The organism is Aeribacillus sp. FSL K6-8210, assembly GCF_037963925.1.
GTDB classification, from domain to species: Bacteria; Bacillota; Bacilli; order Bacillales; family Aeribacillaceae; genus Aeribacillus; species Aeribacillus composti.
The window spans coordinates 1,866,263-1,884,841 of sequence record NZ_CP150172.1 but is presented as its reverse complement, the minus strand read 5'-3'; the positions used below and the strand labels follow the sequence as shown (position 1 = coordinate 1,884,841).

Here is an 18,579-nt window from a genome sequence, read left to right as displayed (position 1 = left end):
ACATATATATGATGAATACGAATAATCTATGCTTTTATAATACAAACTACAAAAAACAAGGAGGGACGCATTATGACGGAACGAAACAAACGGAATTATCAAGATTCCCAATATGAAGGACGCGATGAACACTATATGGATATCGACCGTATGATCAATGAGGGATTGGCAGGGGGCTATGTCCATGGCCACGGTGATGCCGTAAACATCGAGGAAGCGCGCGACTTAGCAAAAGAAGAACCTCCTCATGAAACAACGTAGCCATTCAAAAACCGATTTTCCTTTTTATTGGGAAAATCGGTTTTTCTTTTTGTATAATAAGTGAAAGGAATCATTCAGATGTAGAAAGGAAACATCGCCATGCTCAAACAGCTAAAATCCTACTATAAGGATGCAATCGTCATTAATGAACAAGTAGCCGACACTGATGCATATGAATGGTTTTATACAAAAGATGGAGATAAAATTGGAATTTGCAAACAACGTCTATCGAAACAGGAAAAACAGCTATTATCGATTTTTCTCACGCCGATTCCCGATGTCAGCCGTACGATTAGCGATGAAGAAATGGCGTGGCATCGTTGGGTCACGCATGGAGATTCAACGTTGCTGCAGCATTTTTCCTCCCACTCCCCGTATTATCGCTTTATTCATTTTTTCATAAAAGGTTCTGTTGTCAACAAAGATGATTTTTTCGATGTCATCAGCGGGTTGTTTTCCGAACATATTATTATCGTTTGGGAACACGACTACCGAGGTGTCATTATTGAAAAAAAACAAAAACCAACCCTAGATCCTTTGCCGTTTGCTGAAATTATTGATACATTATCTACCGATTTTTATATCACCATTCATCTATTTATCGGGCACATCCATCCATATGGTGACCATCTTTATGAATTATTTTGCCACGAAAAACAATGTTTCCAGCTAGCACAAACGTATATGCCAACACAAACGGTATATCAGATGGAAGATGTGATTCCGCTATTGCTTATCCATGGTTCCTCGGAACTTGAAATGATCAAGAAGTCGCTTCCTTTTCTCGAAACATTGGATGACGAGTCACTTCATATCATCAAAACGTTTTTTCAATGCAATCTAAACGTTTCCTTAGCGGCAAAAAAGTTATATATGCACCGCAACAGTTTACAATATCGCATTGATAAATTTATTGAAAAAACAGGAATCGATATTAAACATTTTAAAGGAGCTGTCGCTGTGTATTTAGCAATATTATTACAGCAATATGCGGACAATTGAACTACAGTAAAGCCAGGATCACCATACGAGGCAAGCGCATAGTCCGTCTATTCGTCATCTTGCCTGAAATCTCCCTCTTTTTTTGTGCATGTTGTCCATTTACGAATTCTGCTATTTTCGGTACGCTTAAAGCAGTTGAAAACGTTTTCTAATAGGGGGAGTGAGAATATGGCAGAGCTTCGTTTAGAGCACATTTATAAAATTTACGATAACAACGTAATCGCTGTAAAAGATTTTAACCTACATATTAAAGATAAGGAATTTATCGTCTTTGTCGGTCCATCCGGCTGCGGCAAATCGACAACATTGCGAATGATTGCCGGTCTTGAGGAAATTTCAAAAGGCGACTTATATATTGACGGCAAGCGCATGAATGATGTCGCGCCAAAAGACCGCGATATTGCGATGGTATTCCAAAACTACGCGCTTTATCCGCATATGAGCGTTTACGATAACATGGCGTTTGGCTTAAAATTACGGAAATTCCCAAAAGCAGAAATCGAACGCCGCGTCCGCGAAGCAGCGCGCATTCTTGGCCTTGAGCAATACTTAGATCGCAAGCCAAAAGCGCTTTCTGGCGGCCAACGACAACGGGTGGCATTAGGACGCGCCATCGTCCGCGACGCAAAAGTATTTCTAATGGACGAACCGCTTTCGAACTTGGATGCAAAACTTCGTGTGCAAATGCGTTCCGAAATCGCTAAATTACATCAGCGTTTAGAAACAACAACGATTTACGTCACACATGATCAAACGGAAGCGATGACAATGGCAACACGGCTTGTTGTCATGAAAGATGGTGTCATCCAGCAAGTCGGCACACCGAGGGAAGTATATGAAAAACCAGAAAATATTTTCGTCGGTGGCTTTATCGGCTCTCCAGCGATGAACTTCTTAAAAGGAACATTGCAAGATGGCAAGTTTGTCATTGGTAATATTACTATTAGCGTTCCAGAAGGAAAAATGAAAGTGCTTCGTGACCAGGGCTATATTGGTAAAGAAGTCATTTTAGGCATTCGCCCAGAAGACATCCATGATGAACCACTCTTCCTTGAAGCATCGCCAAATACGAAAATTACCGCCCGCGTTGAGGTAGCCGAGCTGCTTGGTGCAGAATCGATGATTTATTCCAATATTAATGGACAAGAATTTGTCGCACGCATCGATGCCCGCACAGAAATCAAGCCAGGCCACCAATTAGACCTTGCCTTAGATATGAACAAAGCACACTTTTTCGATATCGAAACGGAAAAACGAATCCTTTCTGCGGATGAAAAATAACGATATCGTTCCCCAAAATATTGCACAGGCTCTAGCGATGATGCTAGAGCCTATTCTTGTGCGCCCGGCATGGGTGTAATCTATAGGGTGAAAGTCCCGAGCTGCGAAGGCAGAAGTAGCAGTTAGCTTAACGCAAGGGTGTCCGTGGTGACGCGGAATCTGAAGGAAGCGAGCGGCAAACTTTGGGTCTCTCGGAACACGAACTTCATATGAGGCTAGGTATCACTGGGTGAGTTTGCAAGACAAAACAAAGCCCTTTCTGCCGAAGGTGATACAGAGTAAATGAAGCAGATGGATGGAAGGAAAGATTACACTCTTACCCGGGGAGGTCTGGCTGGCACGCCAAGTAACCTTGGTAACCTATCTAGTGATAGATAGCTGAACAGTCAGAAGTCAGCAGAGGTCATAGTATTAGTTGGTCTAGAACAACTAAGAAGGACCGAACAATTAAGAGAGAATAGCCCTTGGCATTCAGTGAGTCATGATGAACACAGAAAACGTAGTACCTCACTTGAGGGAGGAAGCGGTGAATCCCGTGGGAGATCTCTTGGAGGGTGGAGTGACCACTGGCATAAAGAGAACAGCTATTCACGGAAGTTATAAAGACTTGCGTCAATTATCTTAATTGAACCGCCGTATACGGAACCGTACGTACGGTGGTGTGAGAGGACGGGAGTTAATCGCTCCCTCCTACTCGATTAATAAACCGCACTTCTTCGTGACAGCAATGCAGACAATAAAAAAGATGCACACATTCGTGCCGAATCAATGTCTTCGGATACCCATCGACCAATTTCATCATATCAATATCCATATACGGGCTGTAATCATCAAAATAATCCGTAATTTTTCCTTGATCCACCATTTGCTTCTGACAGCGCGAACAATGCACTGCCACATTACGTAATCCGTTGCATAGCGGGCAAATGTTCATGATGTTTCCTCCTACTAAAACAATACCTTATTTTACATATTCCCTAATATCCTCAACCATAAAACGTCAAAAATTACCATAAAAAAGAAATCCTGAATCCGTGATGAATTGAAATCGACTTTGATTTTGTTGTAATTTTGATGGATTGATAATCCATAAACCCCTTTTATGCTTATGACCTATGTCATCTCTATTTCCGAAAATGGAACAAATCTCTGTTTTAGGTATACGAACCAAAAAAATAGACAAAAAAGCCCAGGGAGTGACGTTGGACATCAGTGATCGAACATTCGTTCGTTATCTTACCTCTCTCCATTTCTGATAGACGTTCAGTAGGGGCTCGCTATAGCCACTCCTTCGCGTCAGTTTCATCCAGATCTGTCGTGATCGACGGACGAGTCGCCCTGCCATCGTGATCACCGTCTGAATAATCGTCTTGATGCGGCGGCGTTTCACTTTGTGGTGCAACGGATGTCTCGGATCGCTTAATAGATCTTGTCCAATCAGACGAAGAAGATTGTAAACGAAGGCTCCCATGACCAACACGAGCGCATTCGTTTTCATCTTCCCAGATGGAAGCCGCTCTAAATCTAAGTCGCTCTTCAGTTCGCTATGAAACTGTTCGCATGTCGCATGGTCATGATACAACGCGAGCACATCGCTCATTCGAACATGCTCGTATCCTTTGAGCCGCACCCAATAGCTTTCCACTTCATAATCAGGAACGAGCATCAGCTGTCCATTGCGTTCCATCGTCCGTTCCGTCACTTGGGTGACTTGAACGTACGTATACGTGTTCCCATCGATCGCTGCCTTCTGTGGAAGGCATAGCTCATAGGTTTGTACTCCTTCGCTTTGTCCATCATCGACACGTTTGCCCTTTTGCGAAGCGATCCGGAACCAAAGCGCTGTCGATTCTCGGCGTAAGTTTCGCTTGATGACAAAGTCCACGTCTTCCTTTAGGCATACGTGCACATTCGCTTCTGCATCGTTTCCTGCATCCATGCGAACAAGCAGACGAGATGAAGTCAGTTGACGAGCTCGACGGATAGCGGTGACTAAAAACGAGGGCATGTTGTCTTGCACATGTTGTTTCCCTGGACGCAACTCGGCATGAACGAGATACCCTTCCTTCCCTGCATACGCAAACAACGGTGTAAAACCGTCAAATCCTTTATACGTTCGACTGACTCCTTCTTTTTTCGTATCGGAGTTGTCAAATGGGGAACCATCTATATCAAGGGGAAGCCATGTCGTCTTTCCTTTGGTCCAACAAGGGGACAAAGTGGCATGTCGTTGAATCAACAGACGTATGGACTCCTCCCAAAGAATCGTTTCGGTCATCGGAAGACAAGCGAGCTGATCGAGTCGTTGTCGCAAGGTTGGAGAGGAAGGCACGTGCTGAATCCCCATCGATGCCGAAAAGATATCGTCCTGACGATACGCTTCGATATGATCGAAATCCGTTTTTCCTGTGGCAAGCAAGCCAATCATCGAGCGAATGACATCGCTATGGGAAATGTGCACTTCTCGACGAACCGTTGGAAGCCGAAGTGCGTTTACCCGTTTATCCAGTTTCGTTCGATGGAGTAAGTAGCCAACGAGAGCAAGCCCAGCACTTGGGGTAATCGCTTCATCTGTCAATACAAACCGAATCGGGAAATCTTTCATCACATCACCTACTTGATGAAGAATCGTCAACGTCGTTTTCCCTTATCGTATCAACGGTTTGCGACCATTGTAAAGATGTTTTGTCACGGATTCAGGTAAGATCTAAATTTTCCAAAAAATTAGGCTGGTTTGGTTCAAAAATGTTCATGCGTCGAACAGCAAACGTTAAAATTTCCGCACCTGACACTTCCACTGCTTGCTTTTGTACTTCCAAGTCTGGATATTTTCCTGTTCCTAGCAACAATCTTGATTGAAATTCATATGGCCCGATTTTTAACATATCAACCGCCTCCTACAAAATGAACGATTTCTACTTTATCGCCGTTGCATAACACCGCTGTTTCATATTGCTGTTTTGGGATAATCGTTAAATTTACTTCGACAATCGCAATTTTATTGTTTAACTGAAAATGGGCAAGCAAATCGCTAACCGTTTTCACTTCATCTGGAACATGAATCGATTCGCCGTTAATAATGAGTTCCATCACTTTCCCACCTTTGCTTGATGTCTTGTAAGTGAAAATGGAGCAAGGTCGACCTCGCTTCCTTTTCCTTCAATGAGATCGGCTAACAATACGCCGGTAATCGGACTTAACAAAATTCCGTTTCGGTAATGACCTGTCGCGATCCATACATTCGGATAGCACGGATGCTCCCCTATGTATGGCAAGCCATCGCTCGTTTGCGGGCGGATGCCGCTCCACGCTTTTTCCCATTCCGCATTTTTCATTTCTGGAAGAAGATGATGCGCACGTTCAAGCAAATTCATGATTCCATGAATCGATACTTTTCGGTCAAATGTGTGCGGTGTCGAAGTTGCCCCTATCAACAGGCGATTTCCTCGTTTTGGAACGATATAACAACCGTTTTTCGCAAATACGGTCGCTTGAATTAACGGTTTTTCTGTTTTTACAAGAAGACATTCCCCTTTGACTGGATACATCGGCAGCGATATGCCCGTTTTGGCAAGAACACGCGAAGACCATGCTCCTGCCGCAATAACCACAACATCGGCTGCGATCGTTCCATGATTGGTGTGAATCATGTATGAATAATCTGCTCGTTGTAAATCGATGACTTCCGTATACTCATGCCACTTTGCTCCATAGACAATCGAGGCATTCGCAAAAGCGATAGCGAAATCAGAAGCGCTCACTTGTCCGTCTGATGGGATGTACATCGCGCCCGCTAAATCACGGGAAACATTCGGCTCTATTTCCGCTGCCTCATCCACCGACAGCCATCGTACTGGATAATCGGTATGCTGCCAAAATTCGTAATGACGGCGAAGGGCGGCTGCTTCTTCCTCCGTTACTGCCACTTTCAACATGCCTTTCTGTACAAGCCCAATGTCGATTCCGGTGAGTTCCTTTAATTCCTCCGCAAGCTTAGGAGTCATGCCCCTGCTTTTGATCGCGAGAGGAATAAGCGGACTTTCTTCGAAAAATTCAGATTGCGCCCCAAGCATTCCTGCCGCCGCGCTTGACGATTGGCTCGCAATCCGCCCTTTTTCGAGCACACCGACGCGAAAATGACGTTTCGCCAACTGAAAAGCAATAGAAGCGCCAATAATTCCGCCGCCAACGATCACAACGTCATAATGATAACGTTCCATTTAAATCCCCTCTTCTCTTTTTCCTAACGATTTCCTCCACATTCATACCATTTTCTTCACAATTTTTGCGAGTTTCTTTGCTTCGCTAACAGGATCGTCGGCAAAAAATACCGCTGACATGACGGCAATCCCTTGCGCACCAGCTTTCAGTACTTGTTCTGCATTATTGGAATGGATGCCGCCAATCGCGATAACAGGAATATTCACGTGATTGACGACACTTCGCAATGATTCTATTCCGCGCGGCGGTACCCCTACTTTGCTTCCAGTAGCAAAAACGTGGCCGTATATACAATAATCAGCACCGCTTTCTTCCGCTTCCATCGCTTCCGCGATCGAATGAACCGAACAACCGATAGACAACGAAGGAAAATGATGTTTTACTTTCCGCACAGACAAACTATGGTGCGCAAGCTGGACTCCTTTTACTCCAAAAACCACCGCCACATCAGATAAGCTGCGCTCCATATTGCTTTGCAATATGTCTAGCGACGATTCCCGTTAAGAATCGTATGAAGCCACTTACGCATAATGGTGGAGCATTATTTACATTATTTTATCGATCATTTTGGATATATCGGCATTATTGTAGTCGTTCATAATGATTTGCCGCATTTGTGCTTCATTGGTTGCAGGTGCTGGTTGGTGTTCCAAACTACGAGAAATATGTAGAACATATGAAAACACATCATCCAGGAGAGCCGATAAAATCAAGAAAAGAGTTTTTCTGCGAAGTGCAGGAAGCGCGCTATAACGGCAAAGGCGGAAAAGTATCACGCTGTTGCTGACATAAAAAGGGGAAACTATTCCCCTTTTTTCCTTTTTCGTATTTATTTCAAGTTAAATGAGGACGAGCTTTTTCGTTTGTGTTTTCCTGTTCATTCACTGTTTTGTCATAAGAAAAATAACTTTCTTTTTGTTTTATAAGGGGGAATAAATATATGCGTATACTTGTAGTCGGTGCAGGCGCGGTTGGCGGTTATTTCGGCGGAAGATTGCTCGAAAAAGGAGTGGACGTGACATTTCTTGTTCGCAAGCGAAGAAAAAAGCAGCTGCAAGAGAAGGGACTAGTGATTCATAGCGTTCACGGCGATGCGGTGCTGTCTCCGAAGCTGCTTGTAACGGGTGAGCAAGCCGAGCCGTTTGATGTCGTCATTTTTTCCAACAAAGCATACCATTTGCCGGAAGCGATTCGCGATGTGAAACCGTATGTTGGAGAAAAAACGATGATTTTACCGCTGTTAAACGGCATGGCGCATATGGAAATACTTTGGAATGAGTTTGGAAAGGAAAACGTGTTAGGAGGGCTTTGTTTTATTGAAACAACGCTGAATGAGCATGGAGAAATCGCGCAAACAAGCGCTTCCCATGATGTTCGATTTGGGGAATGGTCCGGGGAGCGGACGGAGCGCGTTCTTGCGTTGGAACAATTATTTTCCGGCTGCAACGCCCGTTTTCGTTTAAGCGAGCATATTGCGACAGATATGTGGAATAAATATTTATTTATCGCGACAATGTCAGGGGTGACGACGCTGTTTCGAGCGCCGATTGGACCAATTCGTTCTGGAAAGTACGGACAAGAAATTATTTTCGGATTGCTAAAAGAGATTGCGGCCGTGATGCGGGCTCATGGAGCACCAATTGCCGCGATGATATCGAAGAAAAACAACTGGCGCAATTAAACCGAATAGAAGCGACGATGAAATCATCGATGCAGCGGGATATGGAAAAAGGACAACTCATTGAAGCGGATCATTTGCAAGGATATTTGCTTTCATTGGCGGAACAATACGAAATCGAAACGCCACTGTTAAAATTGGCGTACCATAATTTAAAAATTTACGAGGCGAATCGCTCCAAAACAGAGTAAGAATAGAAAAAGCGCAGCTTTCTATGTATACAAAAGAAGGCTGCCTTCTTTTTTGCAAAAAAGATTGTATATTGGCATCATGTAGTGTACAGTTAATAGTGAAAACGTATGCACAAAAAGAGGAGGATACAGCCGTGAAGAAAGCTTGGTGGAAAGAAGGAGTCGCGTATCAAATTTATCCGAGAAGCTTCATGGATTCAAATGGCGATGGAATTGGAGATCTTCGCGGAATTATCGAGAAGCTTGACTATTTAAAAGACCTTGGAATCGATATCATATGGATTTGTCCAATTTACAAGTCGCCAAATGCCGATAACGGATATGATATTAGCGATTATCATGCGATTATGGAAGAATTCGGGACAATGGAAGACTTTGATTTATTGCTCGAGGAAATTCACCGGCGCGGCATGAAAGTGATTTTAGATTTAGTCATTAACCATACAAGCGATGAACACCCATGGTTTATTGAATCGCGTTCATCAAGGGATAATCCGAAACGGGATTGGTACATTTGGCGTGATGGAAAAAATGGCAAAGAGCCGAACAACTGGGAAAGCATCTTTGGTGGATCGGCGTGGGAGTACGATCCGAAAACTGATCAATATTACTTGCACATATTTGATGTAAAGCAGCCGGATTTAAACTGGGAAAACGAAGAAGTGCGCCAAGCGTTGTATAAAATGATTAATTGGTGGCTGGATAAAGGAATTGATGGATTTCGAGTGGATGCCATTTCACATATTAAGAAAAAGCCGGGATTGCCGGATTTGCCGAATCCGAAAGGGCTAGATTATGTTCCGTCTTTTGCTGGCCATATGAACCAAGAGGGAATTATGGATTATTTAAGAGAGCTCAAAATGCAAACGTTTGCACGCTATGATATTATGACGGTTGGAGAAGCGAATGGCGTTACCGTCGAGGACGCGGAAGAATGGGTCGGTGAGGAAAACAGTATTTTCAATATGATCTTCCAGTTTGAACATTTAGGGTTATGGCAAAAAGGAACGAATGGCGGAGTGGATGTGCGCCAATTAAAGCGTACGTTGACAAAATGGCAAAAAGGGCTGGAAAACCGCGGCTGGAACGCATTGTTTTTAGAAAACCACGATCAGCCTCGTTCTGTCTCGACATGGGGAAATGATAAGGAGTACCTTACCGAAAGTGCGAAGGCGCTTGGTGCGATGTACTTTTTGATGCAAGGAACACCGTTTATTTATCAAGGACAGGAGATTGGGATGACGAACGTCCAATTTTCGAATATTGAAGACTACAATGATGTTGCTATTAAAAGAATGTATCAAATCGAACGGGAAAAGGGTCGCTCCCATGAAGAAATTATGAAAGTGATTTGGAAAACAGGGCGCGACAATTCGCGAACCCCAATGCAATGGTCCGACGCGCCAAACGCGGGGTTTACGACGGGAACGCCATGGATGAAAGTGAACGAAAACTATAAGACCATTAACGTCGAGGCGCAATTGCGCGACCCGAACTCCGTCCTTCAGTTTTACAAAAAAATGATTCGGCTTCGCAAGGAGAACGAAGTGTTTATTTATGGAACGTACGATTTGATTTTAGAAAAGCATCCGACGATTTATGCGTACACAAGAACGCTTGGAAACGAAAAAGCGGTGGTTATTGTCAATTTAAGCGATAAACCAGCGCTGTATCGATATGATGGCATTCGATTAAGCTCAGAAAATTTGGTGCTGCAAAACTATGATGTAAAACCGCATAAAAACGCAACACGCTTTAAGCTGAAACCGTATGAAGCACGCGTATATTTGCTGAAATAGACAAAAGCTGCCGTTCATTTCTCGGCAGCTTTATTTTGCTTCGGTGAGGAGAGATGGCTTTAGGCTGCCCGTCAGCGTCAAATCCCTCAAGAACCTTAATCTCGGCAATCTCAGGAACATACTTTTTGACTGGATCGTCGAGACTGACTTTTCCTTCCTCGACCAATTGCATCAATACTGTGCCGGTGATGGCTTTAGTGGTCGAGAAAAGAGCAAACACTGTGTCGGTGGTCATCGGCGTTTCCTTTCCGAGTTCGCGCACCCCGGCTGCACCTTCGTAGATGTTGCCCTCGCGATCAGTTATCATTGCAACCACTCCTGGTACGCCTCCAGCCCTGCCTACAGCTTTATCCAAAACTTTGTCAAGAACATCCTTGAGAGCATTCTTGATTGCTTGCCTCGTCATATTTTCGTCATCCCCCTCATAAGCTCTATTAACTTCCGTTCACTACAACGATATGCGTGGCATTTCTCTCCTTTTTTCCTTGTTTTTCTGATTATAGTGTAATCAAAGGAATGGCTTCTTTCACCGGCAAATCGGGGGAGCTGTACATACGAAAGTAGCCGAAGCCTCAAAATACAACTAAAGTCTGAGATGTTTTACAGCATAAAGAGCCGCTTGGGTGCGATCCGCAAGATTTAACTTAGCCAGTATATTGGATACATGCGTTTTGACCGTTTTTTCTGTAATCATTAATGCTGCGGCAATCTCTTTATTGCTTTTTCCTTTCGCAATTTCCGCAAGCACTTCTTTTTCCCTCTTCGTCAATACTTCAATAAGTTGTTCCTTACGATCCCCTCCCTTTGACACATGAGTCATTAAATGCGTGGTGACTTTCGGGTGAAGCTGATTTTCGCCTCGGTACACAGATATAATCACTTGTACTAACTGATCTGGTTCTACATCCTTCAATTGATACCCCGACGCGCCGGCACGAATGGCGGGAATAACATGATCCACATCAGAAAAGCTTGTTAAAATGAGAATTTTCGTATGAGGAGACAGCTCCTTTATTTTTTTCGTGGCTTCCACGCCATCCATAACCGGCATGACCAAATTCATTAACACGACATCTGGTTGCAGTTCTTTCACCCGTTCCACCGCTTCTTTTCCATTGGACGCTTCACCGACTACGTTAATTTCTTTTTGCGTGTTGAGGAAAAATGCTAATCCTCGCCGAACAACATGATGATCATCCACAATAAGTACATTGATCCCCATTATCCTCTCCCCTTTTTCAACGGAATGATGACATCAATCGCCGTTCCTTCTCCTGCGGCACTTTTAATATGAATTTCTCCATTTAACGATGCGACCCTCTCTTTCATACTATTTAAGCCGAGAGAAAAGTCCGTCAAGGAGAATGGCATGGCTCTGAAGCCTCTCTTTCATACTATTTAAGCCGAGAGAAAAAGGATGTCCATCCGTCTTGGAAAATCCGCATCCCTCATCATGTATTTTCATATGGACATAGTGCTTTTGGACGTGGATCGCCATATCAACCTCAGACACTCCCGCGTGTTTTTTGCAGTTATTCAATGCTTCTTGTCCCACGCGCCATAAACACTCTTCGACTTCATTAGATAAATCGATCAGTCCGTTAATATCCACGGTTACTTTTAACCCGAGCATATCTCCGTAATGCTGAAAGGCGTTGGCTAGCCCATGTTCTAACCCGTGCGGACGAAGCTGCCAAATAAGCGCCCGCATTTCCTGAAGGGCTTCTTGCGCTAATTGCTGAATGTAGGCGAACGTATCTTTTATTGTTTCGCCTTGAGTCATTTCTTTTGCGCCGCGGGCCGTCAACTGCAGCGAAAATAATAATTGGCTCACCGAATCGTGCAAATCTCGCGCTAAGCGGTTGCGTTCTGCTATTAACGCGAGATTTTGTTCATTTTCGGCGAGCTTGATTCGCTTTATTGCTGTCCCGATTTGATAAGCAACCGCTTCTAATAATGCCAGTTCCTCATTTGTAAAGCTCGTTTTATGCGGAGCAGCTACATTGAGCACTCCAAATTTCTCATCCCCTGCACGAAGAGGAATGCTCGCGTGGTGGGTAACGCCATTGGTATCTCCCCATTGCTCTTCGATTGCCTTTTCAAGCCGCTTGCATTCAATGACATTCGCTGCCCGCTGCAGCCGCCCATCTCTGTACCGTTCCAAACACCAACAGCCTCCTTCGCACATCGGCTTCTTATTTTCCCATGTCAGTGCAGGAGGTAATTGATAGTCAGCAATAAGAGAGTATCCTTCTTTTGGATGAACAAAAAAAATCCAGCCGCATTGCAGTTTCATCACTTGTATTAATTCCTTTAATACCGTCTGCAGCATTTCCTTTAAATCATTGCACTCATTCAATGTTTCGGCAATGGATTTTAATGTAAGCAATTCTTGAATATCCTGCTTGTCCTTGCTCATTTTTCTTCCCCCTTCGCTCCAATCGTATAATCGAGTAGGAGGGGGTGACTAACCCCCGACCTCTCACACCACCGTACGTACCGTTCGGTATACGGCGGTTCAATTAAGTATGACGTAGTGCTTGATATCTTTCGAATAGACTTCTTAACCCTCGACGCTTCCAATAGGAGTTGTCGAGGGTTTTGTGTAGAATGGGACTGCAGGCAATCCGCCAATATTTCTTGCGTGTATTGCCCCATTCGAATGCTTTATGGCTTGGAACTTCTAATCCTCTGAGTTTCCGAATTCTTGTTTTCGGGGTTTTCCATTCTTTCCACAAACACATCCGAAGCCTTCGTCTAATCCATTCATCAAATTCTTTGAACTTACTTGGTGTTTCTGCCAAGGCAAAATATCCGCACCATCCCATTAAATACTTATTCAGTTTCTCAATCCTTTTCTCCATTGGATACGGTTTCGACCTTGATGTAATTTCACGGATCTTGTTCTTCAAACGTTTCACACTTTCGTTCGCAATCCGTACCTTTGGAGTCTTATTGAGTGTGAAGCTGAAACCGAGAAACTTCCGTTTCCAAGGACGGTCTACCGCCGATTTCTCTTTATTTACCTTGAGCTTTAACTCCTTCTCTATAAAGTTCGTAATGGAGTTCATGACACGAATTCCTGCTTTCTTTGTTTTCACATAGATGTTACAGTCATCCGCATACCGAACAAACTTATGTCCACGTTTCTCAAGCTCTTTATCCAATTCATGAAGCATGATGTTTGATAAAAGTGGACTAAGCGGGCCGCCTTGAGGCGTTCCCATGTCCGTTTCCATTACCACTCCATTGATCATCACGCCTGATTGAAGATACCGGCGAATTACCTTCAGTAGAATTCGATCTTTGATCGTTTTCGCCAAGATCCCCATCAGTTTGTCGTGATTCACCTTGTCAAAGAATTTCTCTAGGTCTATATCGACTACCCAACGATATCCTTCTTTGATATAACCCTTTGCTTCCCTAACCGCATCATGTCCCCTTCTACCTGGTCGGAAACCATAGCTATGGTTCGAGAAGGTCGGATCAAAGATTTTCGTCAACACTTGGGCAATCGCTTGTTGGATGAAACGATCCGTCACGGTAGGGATCCCTAGAAGTCTTACTCCACCGTTCGGTTTCGGGATTTCGACTCGACGGACGGGTAAGGGCTTGTAGGTTCCTTCTCTCAACGACTGTCGAATGGAGTCCCAATTTTCGTAGAGGTGTCTTCGTAGGTCTTTTACGGACATGCCATCTACTCCGTGACCTCCTTTATTCTGTTCGACTCGTTTCAGTGCCGCCAGGAGATTTTCCCGTGACAAAATCATTTCCATCAACATTGATATCCTCTCCACGTGAACGAATTCTTCTATTTGTGCCATCTTCTGCTCCACCCTCTTGAAGTCCCCCGTGGGATTCACCACTTCCTCCTTCAAGTAAGTCCTATCGGATTGTCTGCTTCCACACAGAAGGTGAACGCCTAGCGATTCGTTCTCCTTAATTGTTCAGTCCTTCCTCTTCCATCTCGAGCTTGAAAGAGTACTATGACTTCTGCTGACTTCTGACTGTTCAGTTATCTATCACTAGATAGGTTACCAAGGTTACTTGGCGTGCCAGCCAGACCTCCCCGGGTAAGTACATGCACTTTCACACCATCTATCCGCCTCATTTACTCGATATGACCTTCGACAGAAAGAGCTTTGTTTTGTTTCGCAAACTCACTCAATCATACCTAGCCTTATATGAGGTTCGTGTTCCTCGGACCGGTGTTTTGCCTCCAGCTTCCTTCAGATTCCGCGTCACCACGGACACCCTTGCTCTTGGCTAACCTCTACTTCTGTCTTCGGGGTTCGGGACTTTCACCCTATAGATTACACCCATGCCGGGCGCACGAAAAAAAGACAACGCCGCCATCGGCATTGTCTTTTTTGTCTTATGCAATAGGATATTGTTGAATGAGCGGATGAAGAATAATCTCATCAATAAGCATATGCTTTGGAGCGCTTGCCATATACACGACCGCTTTTGCGACATCTTCGGCTTTCAGCCAATCGCGTTTTTCCGGAACGCCTTGAATCGAATTAGCAAAGTACGTATCAACCATTCCCGGGTTAATCGTGCCAACGCGAATGCCGTACTTTCTTACTTCCTGCGCAAGCGAACCGGAAAATCCTTGAACGGCGTATTTGGTCGCGGTGTATGCCGCCCCGTTCGGAATCGTGTAGCGGCCGACATCGGAAGAAATGGTAATAATTGTTCCCGATTTTCTTTCTTTCATATGCGGAAGCACGGCTTTTACCCCAATAAACACACCTTGAACATTGACGGCAAAGATGCGCTCCCATTCTTCCACGGTCGTCTCTTCCACTTCTTTAAAAAATCCGATTCCTGCATTGTTGACGAGAATATCGATTTGTCCAAACTCTTCTAATACTTCTGTGACCATCTTTTGCATCTGCTGTTCATTGGCAACGTCCACTTGGAACGCCTTCACATAAGAGAATCCTTTTTCTTTCAGCTCTTTTTCCGTTTCATAAACCCCTTCAGAACTTCCCGCCAGCGCCAATTTTGCTCCTTGCTCCGCTAATTGAAATGCAACGGCTTTTCCGATTCCTCGAGAAGCCCCTGTAACAATCGCTACTTGATTTGTTAACATATAGCATGATCCTTTCTGTATGCGTTCGTTTATTTACGGTTAAGATAACGAAGCAGTGCGAAGAAAGTCATGAACTCGTTTCATCACTACATTGGAAAGTTGCTGCAGCTTTGCTTCACTGTCGGCCAATGACTGTCCCTTCACACCGAAATACACTTTGATTTTCGGCTCCGTTCCCGAAGGACGCAAGCAAAACCATGAATCGTCCTCCAATATATACTTTAATACGTTGGAAGTTGGAAGGGTAATCACTGTTTTTTCGCCCGTCAACGTATGGATCCGTTCTTTCGTTTTATAATCTTCGATCACGGTTACTTTTTTTCCTGCTGCTTCTGTCGGAGGCTCATTGCGGAACGATGTTAAAATCGCTTGAATCGTTTCTGCTCCTTCTTTTCCTTTTAACGTTAATGACTGCTGTCCTTCCCGGTAATAGCCGTATTGGTCAAACAATTGTATTAATCCTTCATACAAAGACATCCCTTGTTTTTTGTAAAATGCGCATACCTCCGCAGCCAATACCGCTGCTTGCACCGCATCTTTGTCGCGGGCAAAATCACCGATTAAATAGCCGTAGCTTTCCTCATAGCCAAATTGGAACGTATATTGCCCCGTTTGTTCATATTCTTTGATTTTTTCGCCGATAAATTTAAATCCTGTTAATGTATCCACCGTATCTAAGCCGAAAGATTGCGCAATCGCGCGGCCAAACTCGGAGGTTACAATCGTTTTTAGCACCACGCCATTTTGCAGCAATATCCCTTTTTCTTTCTTTTGGGATAGCAGGTAATGAAGCAATAAGCCTCCTGTTTGATTTCCGGTCAATACAACATAGTCGCCTTTTTCATTTTTTACGGCAATCCCTAATCGGTCGGCGTCAGGGTCTGTCGCAATTAACAAGTCAGCATTGACTTTTTTGCCGTACTCTATCGCTAACGCAAATGCCGCATGCTCCTCTGGGTTTGGCGATGCAACTGTGGAAAAGTTCGGATCTGGCTGCTCTTGTTCCTTAACAACAAATACATTTCGGTATCCAAGTTCCTTTAACGCGCGGCGAATCGGTTTGTTTGATGTGCCGTGAAGCGGTGTAAAAACGATGTGAATATCGACTTCTTCCGCAAGCTTCGGTTGAAGGGAGACCGTTTTTACAGCGTCAATATAAGCATTGTCCACTTCTTCGCCGATGATTTGAATGAGCCCTTTTTCTTTTAAAATTGCTTCGTCCTCAACATGGATATCAAGTTCATTTTCCACTTTATCGAATCACCGCATCTGCCGTGTCTGGAGGAAGCTGCCCCCCATCTTATCCATATACTTTATATCCATTATATTCTGGCGGATTATGGCTTGCGGTGATGACGATGCCGGAAAATGCTTGCAAATAACGAACAGCAAACGAAAGCTCCGGCGTTGGTCTCAGCTCATCAAATACATATGTTTGAATGCCGTGAGTAGCCAATGTTTTCGCTGCTTCCATCGCAAATTCCCGAGACTTATGCCGCGAATCATAGGCAATGACAACACCGCGTTTTTTTGCTTCTTCGCCAAAGGACTCTATGTATCGCGCCAAACCTTCTGATGCTTTCCGAATCGTGTATATGTTCATCCGGTTTGTCCCCGGACCAATTTCTCCCCGCATGCCGCCTGTGCCAAATTCTAAGTTTTTATAAAAACAATCTTCCAGCCATTTCAGGTCGTCTTGACGCTCTGTTAATAAACGCTTTAATTCTTTGTCTAATGACTTATGTGCTAACCATTGTTCATATTTATTTTTCCAATCCAACGGACATCCCTCCCTTTCTTTATATATTCGTTATCATCATACAATATCCTTCATAAATCGAGTAGGAGGGAGCGATTAACTCCCGTCCTCTCACACCACCGTACGTACGGTTCCGTATACGGCGGTTCAATTAAGATAATTGACGCAAGTCTTTATAACTTCCGTGAATAGCTGTTCTCTTTATGCCAGTGGTCACTCCACCCTCCAAGAGATCTCCCACGGGATTCACCGCTTCCTCCCTCAAGTGAGGTACTACGTTTTCTGTGTTCATCATGACTCACTGAATGCCAAGGGCTATTCTCTCTTAATTGTTCGGTCCTTCTTAGTTGTTCTAGACCAACTAATACTATGACCTCTGCTGACTTCTGACTGTTCAGCTATCTATCACTAGATAGGTTACCAAGGTTACTTGGCGTGCCAGCCAGACCTCCCCGGGTAAGAGTGTAATCTTTCCTTCCATCCATCTGCTTCATTTACTCTGTATCACCTTCGGCAGAAAGGGCTTTGTTTTGTCTTGCAAACTCACCCAGTGATACCTAGCCTCATATGAAGTTCGTGTTCCGAGAGACCCAAAGTTTGCCGCTCGCTTCCTTCAGATTCCGCGTCACCACGGACACCCTTGCGTTAAGCTAACTGCTACTTCTGCCTTCGCAGCTCGGGACTTTCACCCTATAGATTACACCCATGCCGGGCGCACAAGAAAAAGGATGTCTCATAAGTCAGAGACATCCTTCATTTTTTTATCCTTGTGGTTGCGACGGCTCAGAAATGTTTGTCAATGCTTGTCCCGCCGCTTGATCGGACGCGCTGTTTGTCGCGATATCGCCTAAAGCGACAATTCCTTGAATTTGGTTATTTTCGACAATTGGCAAACGACGAATTTGATGTTGCGCCATCACACTTGCCGCCTCTTGAACGCTCATATTAGGCGTACCAGTGACCACGCGATTCGTCATTATTTCCGATACAGGAGTGGAAGCTGGATCTTTTCCTTGCGCCGATGTACGAAGTGTAATATCACGGTCCGTGATCATTCCTTTTACTTGACCGTTTTCCACTACTGGAAGAGCCCCAATATTTTTTTGGCTCATGATTTGCGCAGCTTCTTGAACTGTTTGGTTAGGAGAAACTGTCGCTACATTTTTCGTCATAACGTCTTGAACTTTGTTGTTATTATTCATGTGATCCTCCCCTTTCACCGATTATTATGGGCGGATTGGCGGGAGGATATAGGTAGAAAATAATGTTTGTATCGCTTAGTATTGGCA

The 18,579-nt window shown here is 44.2% G+C and carries 15 protein-coding genes and 4 pseudogenes; 6 read left to right on the top strand and 13 right to left on the bottom strand.

Features of this window, described 5'->3' with window-relative positions; translation table 11 throughout:
• The first annotated feature begins 72 nt into the window (after positions 1 to 72).
• From NSQ41_RS09055 to ugpC, 3 genes are all read left to right on the top strand, one after another.
• Positions 73 to 261 (top strand): hypothetical protein, encoded by a 189-nt coding sequence (locus NSQ41_RS09055; protein WP_012749319.1) that lies wholly within the window; start codon positions 73 to 75, stop codon positions 259 to 261.
• Between the two features lie 99 nt (positions 262 to 360).
• On the top strand, positions 361 to 1,263 hold the full coding sequence (locus tag NSQ41_RS09050) for a helix-turn-helix domain-containing protein (protein ID WP_205424048.1): 903 nt from the start codon (positions 361 to 363) through the stop codon (positions 1,261 to 1,263).
• Positions 1,264 to 1,431: 168 nt separating this feature from the next.
• Positions 1,432 to 2,544, top strand: coding sequence for a sn-glycerol-3-phosphate ABC transporter ATP-binding protein UgpC (gene ugpC, locus NSQ41_RS09045; protein WP_339211489.1), 1,113 nt, complete (start codon positions 1,432 to 1,434; stop codon positions 2,542 to 2,544).
• 676 nt (positions 2,545 to 3,220) lie between these two features.
• Here the strand turns inward: ugpC and NSQ41_RS09040 are convergent.
• From NSQ41_RS09040 to NSQ41_RS09015, 6 genes and pseudogenes are all read right to left on the bottom strand, one after another.
• On the bottom strand, positions 3,221 to 3,478 hold the full coding sequence (locus NSQ41_RS09040) for a hypothetical protein (protein ID WP_339211487.1): 258 nt from the start codon (positions 3,476 to 3,478) through the stop codon (positions 3,221 to 3,223).
• Between the two features lie 297 nt (positions 3,479 to 3,775).
• Entirely contained in the window at positions 3,776 to 5,149 is a 1,374-nt protein-coding gene (locus tag NSQ41_RS09035; RefSeq protein WP_339211607.1) for an IS1380 family transposase, read from the bottom strand.
• Positions 5,150 to 5,243: 94 nt separating this feature from the next.
• Positions 5,244 to 5,429: pseudogene (locus tag NSQ41_RS09030) on the bottom strand (thiazole synthase); the annotation flags it as partial.
• A 1-nt stretch (position 5,430) separates the two neighbouring features.
• A complete protein-coding gene (thiS, locus tag NSQ41_RS09025; protein WP_062753947.1) occupies positions 5,431 to 5,634 on the bottom strand; it encodes a sulfur carrier protein ThiS in 204 nt (67 codons plus the stop codon).
• Positions 5,634 to 6,764, bottom strand: coding sequence for a glycine oxidase ThiO (thiO, locus tag NSQ41_RS09020; protein WP_309218821.1), 1,131 nt, complete (start codon positions 6,762 to 6,764; stop codon positions 5,634 to 5,636). Before thiO ends, thiS begins: the two co-directional genes overlap by 1 nt.
• A 42-nt stretch (positions 6,765 to 6,806) precedes the next feature.
• A pseudogene (locus NSQ41_RS09015) lies at positions 6,807 to 7,214 on the bottom strand (DUF561 domain-containing protein); the annotation flags it as partial.
• 167 nt (positions 7,215 to 7,381) lie between these two features.
• Between NSQ41_RS09015 and NSQ41_RS09010 the strand changes: the two are divergent.
• The 3 genes and pseudogenes from NSQ41_RS09010 to NSQ41_RS09000 all read left to right on the top strand — a co-directional run bounded on the left by NSQ41_RS09010 (position 7,382) and on the right by NSQ41_RS09000 (position 10,433).
• Positions 7,382 to 7,552 carry a YbdD/YjiX family protein gene (locus NSQ41_RS09010; RefSeq protein WP_094245753.1) on the top strand — a complete coding sequence of 57 codons (171 nt, stop codon included), beginning with the start codon at positions 7,382 to 7,384 and terminating at the stop codon, positions 7,550 to 7,552.
• Positions 7,553 to 7,705: 153 nt separating this feature from the next.
• Positions 7,706 to 8,634: pseudogene (panE, locus tag NSQ41_RS09005) on the top strand (2-dehydropantoate 2-reductase).
• A 134-nt stretch (positions 8,635 to 8,768) separates the two neighbouring features.
• Positions 8,769 to 10,433: an alpha-glucosidase gene (locus NSQ41_RS09000; protein WP_339195606.1), complete on the top strand. Its 1,665-nt coding sequence runs from the start codon at positions 8,769 to 8,771 to the stop codon at positions 10,431 to 10,433.
• On the opposite strand, the gene NSQ41_RS08995 is transcribed toward NSQ41_RS09000, so the two are convergent.
• The 7 genes and pseudogenes from NSQ41_RS08995 to NSQ41_RS08965 all read right to left on the bottom strand — a co-directional run bounded on the left by NSQ41_RS08995 (position 10,390) and on the right by NSQ41_RS08965 (position 18,492).
• Entirely contained in the window at positions 10,390 to 10,839 is a 450-nt protein-coding gene (locus tag NSQ41_RS08995) for a serine hydrolase domain-containing protein (protein WP_339195604.1), read from the bottom strand. The two genes, NSQ41_RS09000 and NSQ41_RS08995, sit on opposite strands and share 44 nt — an antisense overlap.
• Before the next feature lie 177 nt (positions 10,840 to 11,016).
• On the bottom strand, positions 11,017 to 11,655 hold the full coding sequence (locus tag NSQ41_RS08990; RefSeq protein ID WP_339195602.1) for a response regulator transcription factor: 639 nt from the start codon (positions 11,653 to 11,655) through the stop codon (positions 11,017 to 11,019).
• A 108-nt stretch (positions 11,656 to 11,763) separates the two neighbouring features.
• Complete coding sequence (locus NSQ41_RS08985) at positions 11,764 to 12,852, bottom strand: GAF domain-containing sensor histidine kinase (RefSeq protein ID WP_339195600.1); 1,089 nt, start codon at positions 12,850 to 12,852, stop codon at positions 11,764 to 11,766.
• Positions 12,853 to 12,955: 103 nt separating this feature from the next.
• Positions 12,956 to 14,215, bottom strand: a complete 1,260-nt coding sequence (ltrA, locus tag NSQ41_RS08980; RefSeq protein WP_094245397.1) for a group II intron reverse transcriptase/maturase — start codon at positions 14,213 to 14,215, stop codon at positions 12,956 to 12,958.
• A gap of 593 nt (positions 14,216 to 14,808) precedes the next feature.
• Positions 14,809 to 15,531, bottom strand: a complete 723-nt coding sequence (locus NSQ41_RS08975) for an SDR family oxidoreductase (RefSeq protein WP_094245749.1) — start codon at positions 15,529 to 15,531, stop codon at positions 14,809 to 14,811.
• 39 nt (positions 15,532 to 15,570) lie between these two features.
• Positions 15,571 to 17,311 (bottom strand): annotated as a pseudogene (locus NSQ41_RS08970) (phospho-sugar mutase).
• A gap of 740 nt (positions 17,312 to 18,051) precedes the next feature.
• Positions 18,052 to 18,492, bottom strand: coding sequence for a CBS domain-containing protein (locus NSQ41_RS08965; RefSeq protein WP_062756343.1), 441 nt, complete (start codon positions 18,490 to 18,492; stop codon positions 18,052 to 18,054).
• Positions 18,493 to 18,579: the final 87 nt, after the last annotated feature.

Coding starts and splice junctions, on each gene's coding strand:
- ltrA (WP_094245397.1), bottom strand. CDS start 14,215: ATGTTGATGGAAATGATTTTGTCACGGGAAAATCTCCTGGCGGCACTG.
- NSQ41_RS08985 (WP_339195600.1), bottom strand. CDS start 12,852: ATGAGCAAGGACAAGCAGGATATTCAAGAATTGCTTACATTAAAATCC.
- thiS (WP_062753947.1), bottom strand. CDS start 5,634: ATGGAACTCATTATTAACGGCGAATCGATTCATGTTCCAGATGAAGTG.
- ugpC (WP_339211489.1), top strand. CDS start 1,432: ATGGCAGAGCTTCGTTTAGAGCACATTTATAAAATTTACGATAACAAC.
- NSQ41_RS08965 (WP_062756343.1), bottom strand. CDS start 18,492: ATGAATAATAACAACAAAGTTCAAGACGTTATGACGAAAAATGTAGCG.
- NSQ41_RS08975 (WP_094245749.1), bottom strand. CDS start 15,531: ATGTTAACAAATCAAGTAGCGATTGTTACAGGGGCTTCTCGAGGAATC.
- NSQ41_RS09040 (WP_339211487.1), bottom strand. CDS start 3,478: ATGAACATTTGCCCGCTATGCAACGGATTACGTAATGTGGCAGTGCAT.
- thiO (WP_309218821.1), bottom strand. CDS start 6,764: ATGGAACGTTATCATTATGACGTTGTGATCGTTGGCGGCGGAATTATT.
- NSQ41_RS09055 (WP_012749319.1), top strand. CDS start 73: ATGACGGAACGAAACAAACGGAATTATCAAGATTCCCAATATGAAGGA.
- NSQ41_RS09050 (WP_205424048.1), top strand. CDS start 361: ATGCTCAAACAGCTAAAATCCTACTATAAGGATGCAATCGTCATTAAT.
- NSQ41_RS09035 (WP_339211607.1), bottom strand. CDS start 5,149: ATGAAAGATTTCCCGATTCGGTTTGTATTGACAGATGAAGCGATTACC.
- NSQ41_RS08990 (WP_339195602.1), bottom strand. CDS start 11,655: ATGGGGATCAATGTACTTATTGTGGATGATCATCATGTTGTTCGGCGA.
- NSQ41_RS08995 (WP_339195604.1), bottom strand. CDS start 10,839: ATGACGAGGCAAGCAATCAAGAATGCTCTCAAGGATGTTCTTGACAAA.